The organism is Rhizomonospora bruguierae, assembly GCF_018397995.1.
Taxonomy (GTDB): domain Bacteria; phylum Actinomycetota; class Actinomycetes; order Mycobacteriales; family Micromonosporaceae; genus Rhizomonospora; species Rhizomonospora bruguierae.
Window position 1 is genome coordinate 118,923 of sequence record NZ_BBQH01000014.1, and the last position, 19,381, is coordinate 138,303.

Genomic DNA, 19,381 nt, shown 5'->3' on the forward strand with positions numbered 1-19,381 from the left:
GTCCGGCGGGATACCGAAAACGCGGTCGACAATGCCGGCCGTTACGGCGTGCGGCCGAAACCCGGAACTATCGCAAGGGAGGCAGGGCGTGAAAGCCCTGATATTGGCGGGCGGATCCGGCGTCCGGTTCCGGCCGTTTACGTACTGGCTGCCGAAACAGCTCATGCCGGTCGCGAACAGGCCCGTGCTGGAATATGCGATCGGGAATGTGCGCGACCTGGGAGTCGCCGAGGTGGGCGTCGTCGTCGGGGAATGGGAGGACGCAATTCGCGACGCGCTCGGCGACGGCGCCCGACACGGTCTCCGGATCACCTATCTGCGGCAGGAGCGCCCGCTGGGTCTCGCGCACGCGGTGCGGCTGGCCCGCCCATTCCTCGGCGGTGACGACTTCGTCATGTACCTGGGGGACAACCTCCTGCCCGATGGCGTCGCGGCGGCCGCGGAGGAGTTCCGCGGCCGCCGGCCCGCGGCCCAGCTGCTGCTGCGCCGGGTGCCGGCGCCGTCCGAATTCGGGGTGGCCGAGGTCGACCCCGGCGGCGTCGTCCGGGGGCTGGTGGAGAAGCCGGCCCGGCCGCGCAGCGACCTGGCGGTGATCGGGGTCTACTTCTTCACCGCGGCGATCCACAAGGCCACCGAGGCGATCGAGCCGAGTGCCCGGGGCGAACTGGAGATCACCGATGCCATCCAGTGGCTGATCGACCGCGGCGCCGGCGTGCTGGCGCACGAGTATCACGGGTTCTGGCAGGACGTCGGCCGGGTCGAGGACCTGCTGGCGGGCAACCGCCGGCTGCTGACCGGTCTGCGGCCAGCCGTCGCCGGCCGGGTCGACGCCGCCAGCCGGCTGCGCGGCCGGGTGGTCGTCGGGCGGGGCGCCCGGGTGGTCCGCTCGCACATCGAAGGCCCGGTGATCATCGGGCCCGGCACCCTCGTCGAGGACAGCCGGATCGGGGCGGCCACCTCCGTCGGGCGCGACTGCGTGGTGCGGGCCGCCGAGCTGTCCGACTCGGTGGTGCTCGACGGCGCGCGCGTCGAGGCGGTGCGCGGGCTGCGGGAGTCCGTGATCGGCCAGCACGCGACGGTCCGGCCCGTGCACGACGACCAGCCCGGACGCCGCCGGTTCGCCGGCGACCGCGCCCGCACCGGATCCCCCTTCGCATCGCAGAGATCGGGAGGTAACCATGACTGAGGACCCGAGCACGCCCGGCGGGCCGGACCCGTGCGTGGCGGTCGTCGGTACCGGCTGGGTGGGCTCCTGTCTCGCCGCGGCCATGGCCGACCGCGGCCTCGACGTGGTGGGCGTGGACACCGACGCCGGGCGGGTGGCCGAGCTGAACGCCGGCCGGCCCCGGTTCGCGGAGCCCGGCCTGGCGGAACAGATCGGCCGCGCGCGGGCGGCCGGCCGCTTGCGGTTCACCACGGACGGCACGGCGGTCTCGGCCGCCGACGTCGTGGTGATCACGGTCGGCACCCCGGTCGGGGACGACGGTTCGCTCGCCGACGACCAGCTGCGCGCCGCCTGCCGCTCGCTCGGCGACCACATCCGGCCCGGCCAACTGGTTGTCCTCAAGAGCACCGTGCCGCCCGGTACGACCCGCGGCCTGGTCGCACCGCTGCTGGAAGGCGGCCGGATGCGGGCGGGCGTCGACTTCCTGCTCGCCTTCACCCCGGAGCGGCTCGCCGAGTCGACCGCGATGGCCGAGCTACGCCGGCTGCCGATCGTCGTGGGCGGGTTGGACGAGCCGAGCACGGCCGCGGCGGTGGCCTTCTGGCGGCGGGCGCTGGGGGTCACCGTGACCGCGCAGGACTCGCTGGAGGCGGCCGAGATCGTCAAGCTGGCGGACAACTGGTGGATCGATCTGAACATCGCCCTCGCGAACGAGCTGGCGAAGTTCTGCGACCTCTACCGGGTCGACGTGCTGGACGTCATCGCGGCGGCCAACGCGATACCCAAGGGCGCCGGGTACGTCAACATCCTCGCGCCGAGCGCCGGCGTGGGTGGCTCGTGCCTGACCAAGGATCCGTGGATGGTCTGGCGCTCGGCCCGCCAGCGCGGCCTTGAGATCCACAGCGCCCGGGTGGGCCGCGAGGTCAACGACGCGATGCCGGCGTACACGGCCCAGCTGATCCTCGACGGGCTGGCCGAAGCTGGGCGGGACCCGGCGGGGTCGGTGGTGGCCGTGCTCGGCGTGGCGTACAAGAACAACACGGCCGATCTGCGGGAAACCCCGGCGCGCGCGGTCGTCGAAACGCTCGCGAAGGCCGGCGTCGAGGTCCGCGTCCACGATCCGGTGGCGGATCCGGCCGAGGTGGCCGAGCTGCTGGGCATCCGGCCGTGCCGGACGGTGGACGAGGCCGTGCGGGCCGCGGACTGCGTCGCGATCCTCGCTCTGCACGGCGAGTTCCGGGACATCGACTTCGCGAACCTGCCGGTGGCCCGGCCGTGCCTGGTGCTGGACGGGCGGGCGTACTACCCGAAGGCGACGATCGCGAAGCTGCGCCGGCTCGGCTTCCGGTACCGGGGGATCGGTCGATGAGCGCGCGGCGGGTCGTGGTCACCGGCGGCTGCGGGTTCGTCGGCGGCCATCTGGTGCAACGCCTGGTCACCCGGGGCGACGCGGTGACGGTCTTCGACGGCGCGGCGCAACCGCCGGACCTGGGTGCCGCGGTGCGGGAGCACGCGCGGTTCGTGACCGGAGACATCCGCGACCCGGACGCGGTGGCCGCGCTCGTCCGGCCGGGCATCGACGCCGTCTACCACCTGGCGGCGGTGGTCGGCGTGGACCAGTACCTGAGCCGGCCGCTCGATGTCATCGACACCAACTTCCTCGGCACCCGCAACGTGCTGCGGTCGGCGGCCCGGACCGGTGCCCGGGTGGTGGTCGCGAGTACCAGCGAGATCTTCGGCAAGAACCCGAAGGTGCCGTGGTCCGAAGACGGTGACCGGGTGCTCGGGCCCACCACCACCGACCGCTGGGCGTACTCGTCCAGCAAGGCGCTCGCCGAACACCTGACGTTCGCGTTCGTCCGGCAGCACGGGCTGCCGGCGACGGTCGTGCGCTACTTCAACGTGTACGGGCCCCGCCAGCGCCCCGCCTACCTGGTCAGCCGCAGCGTGCACCGGGCGCTCAACGGACTCCCGCCGGTGGTGTACGACCGGGGTGCGCAGACCCGCTGCCTGACGTACGTCAGCGACACGGTGGCCGGCACCGTGCTGGCGGGCGAACGCGAGGAGGCGATCGGCACGGCGTTCAACCTGGGTAACACCCGCGAGACCACGGTGTACGACGTCATCAGTTTGATCTCGGAGTTGGTGGGCGCCGCTGACCCAGTGACGGAGGTCGATACCGCAGATAAGCTGGGTCCGTCGTATCAAGATCTGGGGCGGCGGGTACCGGACACCGGCCGGGCGCGCTCGCTGCTGGGCTGGGAGTGTCGCACGCAACTACGGAAGGGGCTGGTGGAGACCATCGAGTGGGCTCGCGCCAACCCGTGGTGGTTGGCCTTGCCGGACCGGGGCGCGTGAGCGGGTCCGGCGCGGGGCGCGGGCCGGTGCTCCAGACGGGTGCGTGGGTGTCGTGAGCGGAGGGTCTCTGATTCTGGGCAGCGGAGGGGCGACACGGCCGCCGACCGTGCCGGCCATGCGGACGCCGCATGTGCCCGCGCTTGCGCGACCTCCTCCTTTCGGGTCGCGGCGCAGTCGCGAACTTTCAGGGTTGACGGCGCGGTGGGGCAACGATGTGGATGTCGCCGCCGGTTCCGGTGGGTGAGCGCGGCCTGTCTCCGCCATGCGCCCGAGTCAAACCTTGCCCGCTTCTGAGCACTGGGGGTGACGTCCGTGCGAATCTCGGATCTCAGTAGGCACACCGGCATACCGATCGCAACCATCAAGTTCTACCTGCGGGAGGGCCTGCTTCCACCCGGCACGCGGACCGGGCGCAACCAGGCCCGCTACGGGGAGCAGCACCGCCGGCGGCTCCTGCTCATCCGGGCGTTCACCACCGTCGGGCAACTCGACCTGATGTCGGTGCGGACGCTGCTGGCCGCGGTCGACGACGACACGAGCACGCTCGCCACGGTGCACGACATCCTCCATGACGTGCTGTTCCCCGTCGGTCAGCCGCCGGTGCGGTCGGAGAACCTCGATCGGGCCTGGGGCGATATAGACGAGTTCATCAAGGAGCTCGGCTGGCAGGTCAAACCGGCCGCGCCCGCCTGCGCCCGGCTGGCCGTCGTGCTGGCCACGCTGCGGGACCTGGGCTGCGCGTGCACCATCGACTTCTTCAAGCCGTACGCCGAGGCGGCCAAGCGGATCGCGACCATGGAGTTGGACCTGGTGCCCTCCGGCCAGGGCGGCGACGGTGCGGCGGTCATGGCGCGCAGCATCCTGCTGGCGGTCGCCTTCGCTGCCATGCGGATGCTGGCGGAGGAGCACCTGATCGCGCTGAGGTTGGCGGGCCAGGCATGAGACATCGACAGTAATTAGTGCCGATATCTATTCTTCCTACTTCAATATTGCTGTCCGCGCCCGGTCTGTTGCGGACTGTGTTGCGAATGTCGTCGGGGTCAGCTAGCGTTTAGTCCGCTGGTAAGTCGGGTCGGCGCTATCAGGTTTCAATTTCCGTGCCATTCTTTTGTCTGGCATTGGATCCTCCGCGCTCATAGCGACGCTCCGCCGTACCCTATGGTCCTGGGAGGTAGACCATGAAAGAGCGGGCGGCCGACGTCGCAGACGCCTCAGAACGGGCGGTGCTGCGGGCGATCGCGGTCATGCGGGAACGGATGGGCGAGCAACTCACTATCGACGACCTCGCCCGCGCCGCCATGTTCAGCAAATTTCACTTCACCCGGGTATTCCAGCGGGTAACCGGAATTTCGCCGGGGCGCTTTCTGTCCGCGTTACGCCTGCAGCGGGCCAAGCTCCTGCTGGTGTCGACCGCGATGAGCGTCGCCGATATCAGCACGCACGTCGGATACAACAGCGTCGGCACCTTCAGCTCCCGATTCAGTCGCAGCGTCGGAATGTCGCCGACCACCTATCGCCGCCGGGCCGGCTTCGCGCCGGCCATGCCGATCGATGCGGCGACCCACCGCGGCCGGGCCGGCGAGGCGACGCTGTCCTGCCGGGTGCGGCTGGCCGAGCCCCACGACAACGCCGTGGTGTTCCTTGGCATCTTCCCGGACCGGATTCCTGAGGGGCGCCCGGTGCGGTGCGCCGTCCTCGGCGACCGGGAGCAGGTGCGGTTCGACTCGATACCGGCCGGCACGTGGTTCCTGCTCGCTCAGTCGGCCATGGCGGACGAGCGAACCCCGCCCGGCGAACCGGACAGCGTCGACCGGCCGGTGGCGGTCGCGACCTACGGTCCGTTGCACGTCCACCCCGGCTGGTCCGGCAGCCTGGATCTGCTCCTGCGGCCCAGCCGCCTGCTCGACCCGCCGGTCCTGCTCGCTCTGCTCGACGCGCGCCGGTACGCGAGGACCGAACTCGCCCGGATGCGGCTGACCCAGGGGGCCCTGCTCGACACGGTGGCCTGAACCGCCAGAGGGCTTGTGGCCGGGGCGCCGCAAGCCCTCTGGCGGCTCCGTCACGAGTCGACCACGATCCCGTCCAGGTCGCGCCACAGCCGGTCACCGATGCTGCGCGCGGCCGCCATGCTGGCCCAGCCGGCGACCTCGACCAGCGCGTCCTCACCGTGCCCCCGAGCCAGGAAGTCGGTCACGAGCGCGTCGGTCGCCAGGTACGAGCCGACCGCGGCCAGCAACGCCAGCCGGGCGGCGGGACGGTCCGGCTCCGCGAGTGCCGCCACCGCCTCCGCCAGCCACGTGCGGTGGTCCAGGCCGGGCCGGTCACCGGCGGCCAGACGATCGGCCACCAACCGGCGCACCGGCTCCGGCACCGATCTCGCGCCGGCCGCGTCGAACGCCGCGCCGGCCCGAGCGAACGCGTCAGCGATGGCGGGCCGACCGGCAGCCCACGACAGGTCGGCCGGCAGCGGTGCCGCCGGCAGCAGGTCGAAGCGGCCTGCCGGTTGCGGCACGCGGCGGGCCAGGCGGCCCAGGATGCGCGCCGCCGCGCGCCGTACCGGCCTGAGGGCCGGCGCCGGTAGCGGTGGCAGCGGTGACTCGGACAGGAAAATGTTCACCATCCGGTTGATGTAGTGAAACGTCACCACGAGACCGATCGCCTCGGGTGCCTCGGCCGGGCTGACCGGCGGGCCGTCGGGCCGGGCCAGCGAACCGGGGCCGGAGCCCGCCCAGCGGGTCAGTGCCCGCAGCCACGGGTCGGCGAGCTCGCCGGCGGCCACCGCTGCCGCGTCGGGTGCGCCCAGCAGGCCGACCACCGTCGTGCCGTGGACGTCCACACAGTACGGGCACCGGTTGGTCGAGGACACCGCGGCCGCCATCGCCTCCTTCGCCGCCCGGCCGAGCAGGCCGGGCACCAGCAGCGTCTCGCGCAGCATCAGCCAGGCCGCGGCGAGGGTCGCCGGCGCCGCCGCGTGCAGCGTCAGGGGCGGCGCGAGCATGCCGAAGTCCCGTTCGACCGCACGGTAGATGCCGGCGACCGGGCCGGTCGCCGTGCCCAGGGACACCGGTGTCAGGTAGCGGATGTGGGTCGCTCCCACGTTGCGGGTCGCCCGCGCGAACAGGGACACCATGCGAACTTCCTCCCTCGTCTCCTGCTGCTTGCCGTTCGCTTCCGCTCGACATCGCAACGCCCTGCCGGCGGGGTGCCGGCAGGGCGCGTTGGCGGCGGCCGCGCGTCACGAGGTGCTCGCGACCGCCCGGCGCCCGGCGGTCGCCCCGTCCGGTGCGGGAGCGCCATAGCGGACGGTCACCCCGCGCGCCTGCGCGGCGCGGACGATGCCCGGCATCGCGCGCTCGGCGAGCGCGGCGATGGTCAGGGCCGGGTTGACGGTCAGCGCGCCGGGTACCGCCGAGCCGTCCGTGACGAAGATTCCCGGGTGGCCGCGCAGCTCGTGGCGGTCGTCGAGCGCCGAGGTCGCCGGGTCGTCACCGATGCGGCAGGAGGCCAGCGGATGCACCGTGTACGCGCCGATGACGTCGTTGGTCCACGGTGCCACCCGGGCCAGCCCGTCCCGTTCCAGAATGTCCTTGATCTCCGCGTCCGCGAGGGACCAGCCGCGCAGCGTGTTCGCGGTCGGCCGGTAACGAAGCGGGCCGAAGCCCAGCATCTGCTGGGACAGCCGGTCGGCGTTGCCGGTCTGGGGTGGCGGCCCGAACACACCTTCGTTGTCGTCCTCGGACATGATGAAGATGGTCAGCCACGACTGCCACCGGCGCAGCATCTCCTTCTTCTCCCGGCCGAACCAACTGGGGCCGTCGCTGACCCCCGGCACCTGGGCCAGGATGGTGCCCAACCCCGGCGGGAAGTACAGCTGCTCCAGGGAGAAGCGTTCATACTCGGGCAGGTTGCCGTCGAGCCGGTCCCAGGCGGCGACGGTGGGCCCGCGCCCGATCTGGTAAGCCTCGTACGGAGTGCCGTCGCCCCGGTCCAGGCCGAGCACCTCGCGGATCCGGGTCTCGTCGAAAACGGCGGTGTTGAGCCGCTCGCCGTTGCCGGAGAAGTACCGGCCCACCGCGTGCGGCATCGGCCCGAGATCCGCCTCCGACCGGCGCAGGATCACCGGCGTCGCGCCGGTGCCGGCGCCCAGCACGACGAGCTTGGCGTCGATGGCGCCGGCGGCGTGCAGGACCCGGTAGTCCTCGCCGTCGACCATCCGGTAATGCACCCGGTAGCTGCCGTCGTCGTTGCGGGTGAGCCGCTGCACCTCGTGCAGGGGCCGGATCTCGGCGCCGTGGGCGAGCGCGGCCGGCAGGTAGTTCAGCAACAGCGACCGCTTGGCGTCGAACTTGCAGCCGGCCATCATCCAGTTGCAGTTGGTGCACAGCCCCACGTCGACCGCGCTCGGCACCGGGTTGGCGGTGCGCCCCGCGTGCGCGCATGCCGAAGCCCAGAGCCCGCCGGCGTACGGCACCTGGTCCCAGGACACCATGCTGACCGGGAGCGCCTCGCACACCCGGTCGTACCAGGGATCCAGGGCGTCGCGGGTGATCGACCCGGGCCACATGCGGCGGCCGATCCCGCCACGGCGGTCGAAGACGAACCGGGGCGCGCGCGGCATGGTCGCGAAGTAGACCACGCTGCCGCCGCCGACGCAGTTGCCACCCAGGATGCTCATGCCGTCGCCGACGACGAAGTCGAAGATGCGCGTGTTGGAGGTGCCGAGCAGGAAGTCCTGGTCGAACTCCTTCGCGGTCAGCCAGGGTCCCCGTTCCAGCACCACCACCCGGGCGCCGCCCGCGGCCAGGTGGTAGGCCGGGATCGCGCCGCCGAACCCGCTACCGATAACCAGGACGTCGGTCGACTCCACATTGGTCATCGCGGGCTGCCCGTCTGCGTGGTCTGGGGATGAGGATCGGCCAGCTTTCGGCCGTACGAGAAGCGCGGGAAGCGGAACAGTCCATCCGCGTCGGGCTGGCGGAATCCGAGGAAGGTCAACCCCGGGTGCCGGTCCGCGAGCGCGTCCACCGTGCGCAGGTGTGCGGCGCTGTCGAAGGCCATGTAGCTGAACAGCGCCAGTCCCACCCACAGCTGCTTCTCCGGGTGGTCCGGCGCGGTCAACCCCCGCACGAGCGCGGTCCGATCCTCGAAGGGGAGGGCGACGAACGAGGGTACGTCCCGGTCGGGTCGCAGCCCGTGCGTCGCGATGTACTCGTCCGCGTGTTCGTTCAGCGAGCCGACCAAAGCGTCCAGGGTGGGCGCCAACCCGCCACCGGGAAGCTCCAGCAGCTCGACCGCGCCGCAGACGGTGGCGCCCGGCCCGGGCGCCGCACCGGCGACGGCTCGGTCCTCCGGGTGTCGCTTCGCGCCCGGAAGGATCGTGTCCGCGAACGCCTCGATGGTCATCGTCCGGATCCCGGACGACGTTTCCGGCACCGGAGCATCGACTTTCATAGCATTGCCTCCTGCCCGCACGGTCACCTGAATTCGCCAGGCCGGACCATGGTCGCGATTGGCCACCGGAACGGACAACTTCCGCGTTGCCGTCGATATATCTGCGCACTCCGGCGTGCCGATTCTTCATGCGTGCGCACTGCCGGCCGGGGCGCTTGCCGGGCCCGTCGCGACCGCGATACTGGAGCCCGCGACCGGAAGGAGGTTTGGATGATTCGATGGGCATTGCGCGACGACGCGTGTGGCGACGCGTTTGTGGACTTCTGCCGCGAGACCGCCCTGGTGGACCGGCACCGAAATGTCAACCGGTACTGGGAGTACCCGTGGGCGTATTTCCACAGCGGGCTGCGGCCCGGCATGCGGGTCCTCGACGCGGGCACCGGATACTCGTCGTTCCTGCAGCACCTCCAGCAGCGCATACCCGATGCCCGATACCACGCGGCGGATCCGTGTTTCCAGTGGCAGGAGCCGAAGCAGTTGCGCGGTGTGGCGCTGTCGACGGCACCGCTGGAGCGGCTCGACTATCCGGACGCGCACTTCGACCTGATCTTCTGCCTGAGCGTGCTGGAGCACCTGCTCGAGCCGGCCCAGGTGGCCGCCATCGGCAACCTCGCCCGTTGCCTGCGGCCGGGCGGCCGCCTGGTGCTGACGCTGGACTACTTCCTCGACTGGCCCCGCTGGCATGCGGCGCGCGAACGGAAGCGGCAGTGGTACGCCTGGCTGCCCAACGACGGCAACGTGAACGTGGCGGCGCTGGTGCGCGCCTCCGGCCTTGAGCTGAACGACCCGGGCCGGGTGGACGACCACCCGGGGACGGGCACCTTCGCCGAGGAAACGCTCGATGTGGGCCGGCTCTGGTCGAGTGCGCACGTAGGGCCCGGGCTACGCGCCGTGCCGGTGGGCGTGGTGCTGTACAAGCCGTACCCGCCGGAGGTTCTCGCCGGGATGCGATTGGCGGTAGCGCCACAGGCGCGGCACCTGCTCGACGACGGCACCCCGATGGTGGGTCTGCACTTCGGGGTCGGGGCCGATCCATCGGTCGAGCGCCTGGCGCTGCCGCCGGAGGCGGCCGATCCGGCCGGCTTCACCGTGACGCAGCTGGCCGGATGGCTGGGGCCGGAACGGGCCACCGCGGTAGCGCGGTTCGGGCTGCGTTGGGGCGCGCTGGTGCCGGCCGAGCCCGGTGGGTCCACATGGGACAGCTACCACGGGCAGACGTTCCGCTTGTACAACGACAACCCGGCTCGGTAGCCGCGCGCCGGTTCGGCCCGACCGGAGGGGAGGAAGCGATGGTTCCCGCCCGGCTGGCCTCATCCGTCGTACAACGTCAGGTCAGGTACGTCCGGCCGGTGCCGGCGGCGACCGCGAGCGGACTCGTGGCGGCGGTGTACCGGCAGGTCGCGCAGGAGATGCGGTTGGTGGTACCGCCGGCGATGCTGCATTCTCCGGTGCCGGATCTGCTGGCCGCGTACTGGATGCTGCTGCGCGAGTCGCTGCTGCCCACCGGCGAGGTGGGCCGGGCGACCAAGGAAGCGGTCGCCGCGGCCGTCTCGGTCGCCGCGATCTGTCCCTACTGTACCGAGATGCACACCGTCGGCCTCTACGACCTCTCGGGCGAGCACGACGCCGAGGCCATCGCGGGCGACCGTGCCTGGGAGGTGCGCGACCCCCGGCTGCGGGAGGTCGCCCTCTGGGCCCGGCACGCGCACGAGGCCGACCGTGCCGTGCAGCTGCCGGCGGGGCTGTCCATGGCGGCCCGGGCCGAGCTGGTCGGCGTCGTGGTGAGCATGCACTACCTGACCCGGATGGTGAACATCTTCCTGTCCAACTTCCTGCTGCCACCGGGGCTCGGCCCGCGGGGCCGCCGTCGGTTCAAGCGCGGCGCCAGCGTGGTCATGCGTCCGACCCTACGGGCACCGCACGAACCCGGACGGTCGCTGAGCCTGCTGCCCGAGGCGCCGGTGGCGGGCGGGAGCGAATGGGCGGCGGCGTCACCGGCGGTCGCCCGGGCGCTGGCCCGTGCCGGCGCGGTGTTCGAGGCCGCGGGTGCCCGGGTGCTCAGCCCCGCCGTGCGCGCGCTGGTGCTCCAACGCCTGTCGCGGTGGCGGGGCGAGGAGACCGGGCTGGGCACGGCGTGGTGCGACGAACTCGTCGCCGGGCTGCCCCCGGCCGACCGGGCCGCCGGCCGGCTCGCGCTGCTCGCCTCGATCGCGTCCCATCAGGTCAGTGACGACGATGTCGCTGAGTTCCGCCGGTACCACCCGGGGGACGCGGCCGTGATCGGGGCGACCGGGTGGGCGAGCTTCGCCGCGGCCCGGCTGATCGGCGAGCGGCAGGGCCAGGCGGGAGGGCTGCCGCCGACCACGCACGACCGGGGTGGCGCCGCTCGGCCAAAGAGTTCGCGATGAGACCGGTGGACCGCGGTGGCCCCGCACGCCGGCGACGACAGGGGGTATGACAGATGCCGACCGTGTTCGGTTCGCTGCGCAGGCTGTTGTTGACACCGTCCTTCCGCTCGATCAGCTTCGCCGGCCGGGCGTTCCCGGCGGTACCGGGTGACGGGACGCGGCGCCTGGAAGCCATCCCGCAGGCGGTCGTCGTCGGCTTCGAGTGGGGCATGGACGTCCGCGAGCTGTGGGAGATCGAGCGCCGGCTCGAGCTCGTCGAACCGGAGCTGCGCGGCTTCGCCTACGAGGGCGCCACGATGGCTTTCACGGTGCGCGACAGCATGGCCGGCGGGCGCGGCCGCCGCACCCGTGACCTGCTCCGCGGTCCCGGCGTGCCGCACACCTTCCTGACCTACATCGGCATCGGATTCGCGATGGCCCGCCTACCGCGTCCACTATGGCGGAAGGTGCTGCCGGACCTGACCGGCACGCCGTACTACCCGACGATGAGCTGGCTCGCGGTCGACGGGTACGGGTTCGACCGCGCGTACTTCGACACCGAGAAGGTCGTGGCCAAGCAGCACCGGCCGGCGGCGTACCCGTGGCTGGGCCACCCGGAGTACTTCTCCCGGGCGGTCGACCAGGGCGTCGGTCGAGCGCTCTGGTTCATCCACGGGGGCCGGCCGGTGGACGTCGCGGCCTCGGTCGGGGCGTTCGCCGCGCCGCGCCGGGCCGACCTGTGGAGCGGCGTCGGCCTGGCCGCCACGTTCGCCGGCGGATGTGCCGGCGAAGACCTGCGGGCGATGCGCCAGCGGGCGGGGGAGCACCGCCCGCACCTCGCCCAGGGCGCGGTGTTCGCGGCCAAGGCCCGGCACTTCTCGGGCTACGTGCCGGAGCACACCGAGATGGCGGTCGAGGTCTTCGCCGGGACTGGGGTCTCGGCCGCCGCCGCGCTCGCGGACGACGTCGCGGCCGGCGGGTTCGCACCCGGCGACGAACCGGACTACGAGATCTGGCGCGCGCGGGTCCGCGACCACTTCCCGGCGAACAGTCCTATCTGGACGCCGTGACGCTCCCGCACGGGCGAAGAAGACAACGCGCACCGCGCGGTATGAGAATCGGCTCAGGCGCCAGCTCTGGGGAGGCCGGGTAATGGCTTTGATGGGAACGCTCCGGCGGCGGCTGTTGACGCCCAACAGCAGCGAGACGAGCTTCGACGTCCGCGGGTTCCACGCCGGCGACCCGGAGGCGCGACGGCGGATGGAGACGGTGGGTCGCTACTTCCTGGTCGGCTACGCGGCGGCGGCGCAGGCCGCGCGGCCGCTCAACTGCGAGCCGGCGCTGCGGGAGGTGCCCACGGGGTATCGGGGCTTCGCGTACGAGGGCGCGGCGATGGCGTTCGCCGTCCGCGACGGCCTGCCGGTCGGCGGCCGGAACCACGTGACCGGATTCCTGGACGGGGCGGCCCACCGGCACATCTACATGGTGTACGTGGGTGTCGGGTGGGCGATGGCGCGGATCCCGAAGTTCAGGTGGCGCGCGCTGCACGCCGCCGACCCCCTGCTGCGCTGGCTCATCCTCGACGGATACGGCTTCCACCAGGCGTACTTCCACACCCGGCGGTACGTGTACGGGCAGCGCCCGCGGGACGGCGCCTGCCCCTGGCCCGCCGGGGAGCACGGCTGGTACGCGCCGCACGCCGTCGACCAGGGCGTCGGGCGGGCGACCTGGTTCGTGGCCGGCGGCGACCCGGAGCTGGTCACCCGGCTGTTCGGCGAGTTCGCACCGGACCGCCGGGCCGACCTGTTCAGCGGTGTCGGGCTCGCCGCGACATACGCGGGCGGCGTCGAGCGCGCGGCCCTGGAGCGGCTGTGGGACCTCGCCGGTGCCCACCGGCCCCACCTGGCGCAGGGGGCCGCCTTCGCGGCGCGCGCCCGGGTCCGCGCGGACCTGGTGATGCCCTACAACGAACTGGCGGCCGAGGTGTTCTGCGACATGTCGGCGGCGGACGCGGCGAAGGTGCCGGACGAGGCCCTGGTCGACCTGCCGGCGGAGGACCGCGTGCCGGCCTACGCCACCTGGCGGACGCGGATCAGCGACACGTTCGCCGCCCGGGGCCGCTGCTAGCGGATCCGCCCACCCCACCCACGTTTGATCGGACGAGCGCCGGGCCGGCACGGCCCGGCCGCTGGCTGGCACACGCCCGCCAAGAGGAAGAGGTCGAGGTGCGATGACGAGGATCGCGGTCGTCGGCATGGCTTGCCGGTATCCAGACGCCACATCACCCCGGGAGCTGTGGGAGAACGCGCTCGCGGGGCGGCGTGCCTTCCGCCGGCTCCCGGACGTGCGGATGCGCCTGGCGGACTACTGGGACGCCGACCCCAAGGCCCCGGACCGGTTCTACGCCCGCAACGCGGCGGTTATCGAAGGCTACGAGTTCGATCGGATCGCGTACAAGGTCGCCGGCAGCACCTACCGCTCCACCGACCTCACGCACTGGCTGGCCCTGGACGTCGCCGCGCTCGCGCTGGCCGACGCCGGCTTTCCGATGGCCGAAGGGCTGCCCCGGGAGCGCACCGGTGTGGTGGTCGGCAACACCCTCACGGGCGAGTTCTCCCGCGCGAACCAGCTCCGCCTGCGCTGGCCGTACGTGCGGCGCATGGTCGCCGGCGCGCTGCACGAACAGGACTGGGACGACGATCAGATCGGCTCCTTCCTCGACCGGTTCGAGGCGACCTTCAAGGGTCCGTTTCCCCCGGTCGACGAGGACACCCTGGCGGGTGGGCTGTCCAACACGATCGCCGGACGGATCTGCAACCACTTCGACCTCAAGGGCGGCGGGTACACGGTAGACGGCGCCTGCTCGTCCTCGCTGCTGTCGGTCGCGACCGCGTGCAAGGCACTGGTCGACGGCGAGCTCGACGTCGCGGTGGCCGGCGGCGTCGACCTGTCGATCGACCCGTTCGAAATCATCGGTTTCGCCAAGACGGGCGCGCTGGCGACCGGTGAGATGCGGGTCTACGACCGCGGCTCGAACGGCTTCTGGCCGGGCGAGGGCTGCGGCATGGTGGTGCTGATGCGCGAGCCGGAGGCGGCGCGGGCCGGGCACCGGATCTACGCGAGCGTCGCGGGCTGGGGCATCTCGTCGGACGGCAAGGGCGGGATCACCCGGCCCGAGGTGGGCGGATACCGGCTGGCGCTGCGCCGGGCGTACCAGCGGGCCGGCTTCGGCGTGGAGACGGTGGCCATGTTCGAGGGCCACGGCACCGGCACCAAGGTCGGTGACACCACGGAGTTGACCGCGCTGTCGGCCGCCCGCCGGGCGGCGGACCCGTCCGCGCCGCCGGCCGCGATCGGCTCCGTCAAGGCGATGATCGGCCACACCAAGGCGGCCGCCGGCGTGGCCGGCCTGATCAAGGCGTCGATGGCGGTGTACGAGGAGGTGATCCCGCCGTCGCTGGGCTGCCACGACCCGCACGAACTGCTGCGGGAGAAGGCGGCAGCGCTGCGGGTGCTGCGCCGGGCGGAGCCGTGGCCCGAGGCCGGCGAGGTGCGGGCCGGGGTCACCGCGATGGGGTTCGGCGGCATCAACACCCATCTCGCGCTCGAGAGCCCGCGGCCGCGCCGGCACCCGCGGTTCCGGGCCCGGACCCGCGCCCTGGCCAGCTCCATACAGGACGCCGAGCTGCTGCTGGTGGAGGCCGCCGCACCGGGGGAGCTGCGGGAGCGACTGGAGCAGCTGGCCGGGTTCGTGTCCACCGTGGCGTACGCGGAGCTGGCCGACCTCGCCGCCGGGCTGCACAGCGAGCTGCGGGACCTGCCGTGGCGGGCGGCCGTGGTCGCCACCAGTCCGGACGATGCCGAGCGTCTGTTCCGCCGGCTGTGCACCGCCCTGGACGCCGGGGAGAGCAGCCTGTTCGCCGCCGACGGTCGCTGCCTGCTGGGGCATGTCAGCGGTCCGGGGCGGATCGGCTTCCTGTTTCCCGGGCAGGGCTCGGGCCGCGGTGTCAGCGGTGGCGCCCTGCGGCGCAGGTTCGCCGAGGCGGAGGAAATGTACGCGTCGGCCGCGCTGCCGGACGGCGACGACATGGTGGCCACCCAGGTCGCCCAGCCGCGGATCGTGACCGGCTCGCTCGCCGGGCTGCGGGTGCTCTCGGCGCTCGGCGTCGAGGCCACGGTGGCGGTGGGCCACAGCCTCGGCGAGCTGACCGCGCTGCACTGGGCCGGCGCCCTGGACGCGGAAGACCTGCTGCGGATCGCGGGCACCCGTGGCCGCATCATGTCGCAGCAGAGCGCCTCCGGCACGATGGCCGGCATCGGGGCGGCACCCGAGGTGGTGGAGCGGTTCACCACCGGCCTGCCGGTCGTCATCGCCGGGTTGAACGGCCCGGCGCAGACCGTCGTCGCCGGGCCGGTCGACGCGGTCGAGCGGGTGTGCCGCACCGCCGCCGAGGCCGGCGTGACCGGCACCCGGCTGCGGGTCTCGCACGCCTTCCACTCGCCGCTCGTGGCGGGCGCGGCGGACGTGTTCGGCGACGCGGTGCTGGGCGAGCCGTTCGGCCGGGTCCGGCGGCGGGTCGTCTCGACGGTCACCGGTGAGGGCCTGGCGCCCGACGCCGACCTGCCGGCGTTGCTGCGCCGCCAGATAACCGCACCGGTCCTTTTCGCACCGGCGGTCAGCATCGCCGCCAAGGACGTGGACCTGCTGGTCGAGGTCGGCCCGGGCCGCGTGTTGAGCGGCCTGGCTGAGATGGTGACGGACGTGCCCACGGTCGCGTTGGACACCGACGACGAGTCCCTCACCGGCCTGCTGCGCGTGGTCGGCGCCGCGTACGTGCGGGGCGCGTCCCACGTGGACGCGGCGCTGTTCCACGGCCGCCTGATCCGCCCGCTGCTGCCCGGTGCCGAGTTCACGTTCTTCGAGAGCCCATGCGAGCAGGCGCCGCTGGTGTCGACGGCCCGGGCCGGCGGTGCTCCGGCGCGCCCGGCCGAGCCGGTGCCGGCGGCGGTGCCCGCCGCGGCGGTGGCCACCGCCGGGAAGTCCACCGCGGAGCTGCTGCGCGGGCTGGCGGCCGAGCGGGCCGAGTTGCCGGTCGACCTGGTGACCGACAGCAGCAGGCTGCTCGACGACCTGCACCTGAGCTCGATCACCGTCGGTCGGGTGGTCAACGAGGTCGCGCAGGCGCTGGACATCCCGGCGATGCGCGTACCGACCAACTTCGCCACGGCGACGGTGGGCGAGCTGGCCGACGTGCTCGACCACCTCGCCAGCACCGTGCGATCGGCGGACCGGAGCGGCGCCAGCCTGGTCGCCGGTGCCGGCGACTGGGCTCGGCCGTGGGCGGTCAGTCTCGACCCGGTGCCGCTGCCCCCGTCCGCGACGCGCGACGGCAACGGCGCCTGGCAGGTGTACGCCGACCAAGGCCACCCGCTGGCGCGACCGTTGCGGGCGGCGCTGGAGGCGGCCGGCGTGGGCGGCGGCGTGCTGGTCTGCCTGCCGCCGGACTGCCCGGCGGAGCAGCTTGAGCTGGCCCTCGCCGGTGCGAAGCGGGTGCTCGCCGGCTCCGCGGGCGACCGCTTCGTGCTCGTCGAGCATGGGCGCGGCGCCGCGGGGCTGGCCAAGACGCTGCACCTGGAGGCCCCGCAGGTGCGCACCACGGTCGTGCACACCCTGCCGTCCGTGGCTGCCGTCGACCGGATCGTGGCCGAGGTCGCCGGGACGACCGGCTTCAGCGAGGCGTACCACGACCTCGACGGCACCCGCCGGGTACCGACCCTGCGGGCCATGCCGATCGAGCCCGCCGAGCCCGTGGCGCCGTTGGGCGGCGCCGACGTCCTGCTGGTGACCGGCGGCGGCAAGGGAATCACGGCCGAGTGCGCCCTCGCACTGGCGGTCGACACCGGCGCCCGGCTGGCCCTGATCGGCCGGTCAGACCCGGGCGAGGACGCGGAACTGGCCGCGAACCTGGCCCGGATCGCGCAATCCGGTGTCGCCGTCGAGTACGCCCGGGCGGATGTGACCGACGCGGAGCAGGTGCGCCGCGCGGTCCGGGCGCTGGAGGGGTCGCTGGGCCCGGTCACCGCCGTCCTGCACGGCGCCGGCCGCAACGAACCGGCGGCCCTGGGCGGTCTGGACCTGGACGCGTTCCGGCGGATCATCGCGCCGAAGGTGGACGGCCTGCGCGCGGTGCTCGCCGCGGTGGACACCGGCCGGCTGCGCCTGCTCGTGACGCTCGGCAGCATCATCGGCCGGTCCGGACTGCGTGGGGAAGCGCACTACGCGGTCGCCAACGACTGGCTCAATGACCTGACCGTCGAGTTCGGCAGCGGCCACGCACAGTGCCGCGCCGTCTGTCTGGAGTGGTCGGTCTGGTCGGGTGTCGGCATGGGCGAGCGGCTGTCCGTGGTCGAGTCGCTGGCCCGGGAGGGCGTCACCGCGATCACTGCGGACCAGGGTGTGCGGATTCTGCGTCGGGTGCTGTCCGATCCGGACTGCCCGCCGACCGTGGTGATCAGTGGCCGTACCGAGGGCATCCACACCGTCCGGCACGAGCGTCCGGAGCTGCCGCTGCACCGGTTCCTGGAGCGCCCGCTGGTCTGGTACCCGGGGGTCGAACTGGTCACCGAGGTCGAGCTGAGCGCCGCCACCGACCCGTACCTGGCCGACCACCACCTCGACGGGAACCTGCTGCTGCCGGCCGTGTTCGGCATGGAAGCCATGGCGCAGGTGGCCGGGGCGCTGACCGGCGAGCCCCGGCCGTCGGTGATCGAACGGGTGGAGTTCGCGCGACCCATCGTCGTGCCGCCGGACGGTTCCCGGCGGATCCGGGTGGCCGCGCTGGTCACCGGACCGGACACGGTGGACGTTGTCATCCACGCCGAGGAGACCGGCTTCGCCGCGCAGCACTTCCGGGCCACCCTGTGGTACGGCGCCGGACCCGCGCCCGCCGGCCCGCCCGAGCAGGTGGCGGCCGGGATGCCCACGGTCCAGCTGGATCCGGCGGCCGACCTCTACGGCTCGGTGCTGTTCCAGGGCGACCGGTTCCAACGGTTGCGCCGCTACCACCGGGCGGCGGCCCGGGAGGTGGACGCGGAGCTGGCGGCGGACGACTCGGTCCGCTGGTTCGCCGACCACCTGCCCGCCACGCTGTTGCTCGGCGACCCCGGGGTGCGGGACGCGCTGATGCACGGCAACCAGGTCTGCGTTCCCCACGCCACGCTGCTGCCCGCCGGGATCGACCGGCTGTACCCCGCCGGCCCCGAACTGTCCGCCGCGACCGGGCTGCGCTACTGCGCCACCGAGCGCGGTCGCGATGGCGACACGTACACCTACGACATCGCGCTGCGCACCCCGGACGGACAGATCGTCGAGCGCTGGGAGGGCCTGCGACTGCGGGCGGTGCGCAAGACCGGGGGCCAGGGCCCGTGGGTGGCGGCGCTGCTGGGCCCGTACCTCGAACGGGCCGTGGGTGACCTGCTCGGCGCCCGGGTCGCGGTGGCCGTCGAGCCGGACGCCCCGCTCACCGGTGGCGACCCGCCGGCGCGCCGCGCCCGGACCGCGCTGGCCGCGGCGCGGGTGTTCGGCCGGCCGGTCGACATCCGCTACCGCCCGGACGGCCGCCCCGAGGTGGCCGGGGACCACACCGTCTCGGCCGCGCACGGCGCCGGCGTGACCGTCTGCGTCGCGGCCCACGACACGGTGGCGTGCGATGTGGAGCCCGTCGTGCACCGGCCGGAGAAGGCGTGGCGGGACCTGCTCGGCGTACACGCGGCGGGCACCGCCGTCCTGGAGACGGATGCCGGCGACGACGCCGACGCCGCCGCGACCCGGATCTGGTCGGCGCTGGAGTGCCTGCGCAAGGCGGGCTGTTCGCCGGGCGCGCCGCTGGCGCTGCTGTCGGCATCCCCGGACGGCTGGACCGTGTTCGGCTCGGGCGACCTGCGCGTCGCCGTGCTCGTCACCACGCTGCACGGCGTGGCCGGGCCGGTCGCGTTCGCGGTACTGAGCGGCGGGAGGTGA

Annotated in this window: 13 protein-coding genes; 10 read left to right on the forward strand and 3 right to left on the reverse strand. The window is 73.1% G+C overall.

Annotated elements, in window-relative coordinates:
- Nucleotides 1-88: 88 nt before the first annotated feature.
- From KJS59_RS06210 to KJS59_RS06235, 5 genes are all read left to right on the forward strand, one after another.
- Nucleotides 89-1,186: a glucose-1-phosphate thymidylyltransferase gene (locus KJS59_RS06210; protein WP_213451343.1), complete on the forward strand. Its 1,098-nt coding sequence runs from the start codon at nt 89-91 to the stop codon at nt 1,184-1,186.
- On the forward strand, nt 1,179-2,534 hold the full coding sequence (locus KJS59_RS06215) for a nucleotide sugar dehydrogenase (protein ID WP_213451344.1): 1,356 nt from the start codon (nt 1,179-1,181) through the stop codon (nt 2,532-2,534). The genes KJS59_RS06210 and KJS59_RS06215 overlap by 8 nt, the downstream gene beginning before the upstream one ends.
- The gene (locus tag KJS59_RS06220; RefSeq protein ID WP_213451345.1) at nt 2,531-3,523 is read left to right on the forward strand and encodes an NAD-dependent epimerase/dehydratase family protein; all 993 of its coding nucleotides are present in this window, start codon (nt 2,531-2,533) and stop codon (nt 3,521-3,523) included. Before KJS59_RS06215 ends, KJS59_RS06220 begins: the two co-directional genes overlap by 4 nt.
- 312 nt (nt 3,524-3,835) lie before the next feature.
- A complete protein-coding gene (locus tag KJS59_RS30930; RefSeq protein WP_249713917.1) occupies nt 3,836-4,465 on the forward strand; it encodes a MerR family transcriptional regulator in 630 nt (209 codons plus the stop codon).
- Between the two features lie 236 nt (nt 4,466-4,701).
- Nucleotides 4,702-5,532 (forward strand): helix-turn-helix domain-containing protein, encoded by an 831-nt coding sequence (locus KJS59_RS06235; RefSeq protein ID WP_213451346.1) that lies wholly within the window; start codon nt 4,702-4,704, stop codon nt 5,530-5,532.
- Nucleotides 5,533-5,582: 50 nt separating this feature from the next.
- Here the strand turns inward: KJS59_RS06235 and KJS59_RS06240 are convergent, their stop codons facing one another.
- The 3 genes from KJS59_RS06240 to KJS59_RS06250 form a co-directional block, all read right to left on the reverse strand.
- A complete protein-coding gene (locus KJS59_RS06240) occupies nt 5,583-6,653 on the reverse strand; it encodes a carboxymuconolactone decarboxylase family protein (protein ID WP_213451347.1) in 1,071 nt (356 codons plus the stop codon).
- Between the two features lie 105 nt (nt 6,654-6,758).
- Nucleotides 6,759-8,399, reverse strand: coding sequence for a GMC family oxidoreductase (locus tag KJS59_RS06245; RefSeq protein WP_213451348.1), 1,641 nt, complete (start codon nt 8,397-8,399; stop codon nt 6,759-6,761).
- Nucleotides 8,396-8,974 (reverse strand): DUF5987 family protein, encoded by a 579-nt coding sequence (locus KJS59_RS06250; RefSeq protein WP_213451349.1) that lies wholly within the window; start codon nt 8,972-8,974, stop codon nt 8,396-8,398. Before KJS59_RS06250 ends, KJS59_RS06245 begins: the two co-directional genes overlap by 4 nt.
- Before the next feature lie 210 nt (nt 8,975-9,184).
- Between KJS59_RS06250 and KJS59_RS06255 the strand changes: the two genes are divergently transcribed.
- The 5 genes from KJS59_RS06255 to KJS59_RS06275 all read left to right on the forward strand — a co-directional run bounded on the left by KJS59_RS06255 (nt 9,185) and on the right by KJS59_RS06275 (nt 19,381).
- On the forward strand, nt 9,185-10,225 hold the full coding sequence (locus tag KJS59_RS06255) for a class I SAM-dependent methyltransferase (protein ID WP_213451350.1): 1,041 nt from the start codon (nt 9,185-9,187) through the stop codon (nt 10,223-10,225).
- A 98-nt stretch (nt 10,226-10,323) separates the two neighbouring features.
- On the forward strand, nt 10,324-11,382 hold the full coding sequence (locus tag KJS59_RS06260; RefSeq protein WP_249713918.1) for a carboxymuconolactone decarboxylase family protein: 1,059 nt from the start codon (nt 10,324-10,326) through the stop codon (nt 11,380-11,382).
- Nucleotides 11,383-11,435: 53 nt separating this feature from the next.
- Nucleotides 11,436-12,431 carry a DUF1702 family protein gene (locus tag KJS59_RS06265; protein WP_213451352.1) on the forward strand — a complete coding sequence of 332 codons (996 nt, stop codon included), beginning with the start codon at nt 11,436-11,438 and terminating at the stop codon, nt 12,429-12,431.
- 82 nt (nt 12,432-12,513) lie between these two features.
- Nucleotides 12,514-13,488, forward strand: a complete 975-nt coding sequence (locus KJS59_RS06270) for a DUF1702 family protein (RefSeq protein WP_213451353.1) — start codon at nt 12,514-12,516, stop codon at nt 13,486-13,488.
- A 103-nt stretch (nt 13,489-13,591) separates the two neighbouring features.
- The gene (locus tag KJS59_RS06275; RefSeq protein WP_213451354.1) at nt 13,592-19,381 is read left to right on the forward strand and encodes a type I polyketide synthase; all 5,790 of its coding nucleotides are present in this window, start codon (nt 13,592-13,594) and stop codon (nt 19,379-19,381) included.

What these genes read in the sequence shown, in the direction of transcription:
- KJS59_RS06255 (WP_213451350.1), top strand. Translation starts at nt 9,185, where the DNA reads ATGATTCGATGGGCATTGCGCGACGACGCGTGTGGCGACGCGTTTGTG.
- KJS59_RS06220 (WP_213451345.1), top strand. Translation starts at nt 2,531, where the DNA reads ATGAGCGCGCGGCGGGTCGTGGTCACCGGCGGCTGCGGGTTCGTCGGC.
- KJS59_RS06240 (WP_213451347.1), bottom strand. Translation starts at nt 6,653, where the DNA reads ATGGTGTCCCTGTTCGCGCGGGCGACCCGCAACGTGGGAGCGACCCAC.
- KJS59_RS06275 (WP_213451354.1), top strand. Translation starts at nt 13,592, where the DNA reads ATGACGAGGATCGCGGTCGTCGGCATGGCTTGCCGGTATCCAGACGCC.
- KJS59_RS06265 (WP_213451352.1), top strand. Translation starts at nt 11,436, where the DNA reads ATGCCGACCGTGTTCGGTTCGCTGCGCAGGCTGTTGTTGACACCGTCC.
- KJS59_RS06215 (WP_213451344.1), top strand. Translation starts at nt 1,179, where the DNA reads ATGACTGAGGACCCGAGCACGCCCGGCGGGCCGGACCCGTGCGTGGCG.
- KJS59_RS06270 (WP_213451353.1), top strand. Translation starts at nt 12,514, where the DNA reads ATGGCTTTGATGGGAACGCTCCGGCGGCGGCTGTTGACGCCCAACAGC.
- KJS59_RS06250 (WP_213451349.1), bottom strand. Translation starts at nt 8,974, where the DNA reads ATGAAAGTCGATGCTCCGGTGCCGGAAACGTCGTCCGGGATCCGGACG.
- KJS59_RS06245 (WP_213451348.1), bottom strand. Translation starts at nt 8,399, where the DNA reads ATGACCAATGTGGAGTCGACCGACGTCCTGGTTATCGGTAGCGGGTTC.
- KJS59_RS06235 (WP_213451346.1), top strand. Translation starts at nt 4,702, where the DNA reads ATGAAAGAGCGGGCGGCCGACGTCGCAGACGCCTCAGAACGGGCGGTG.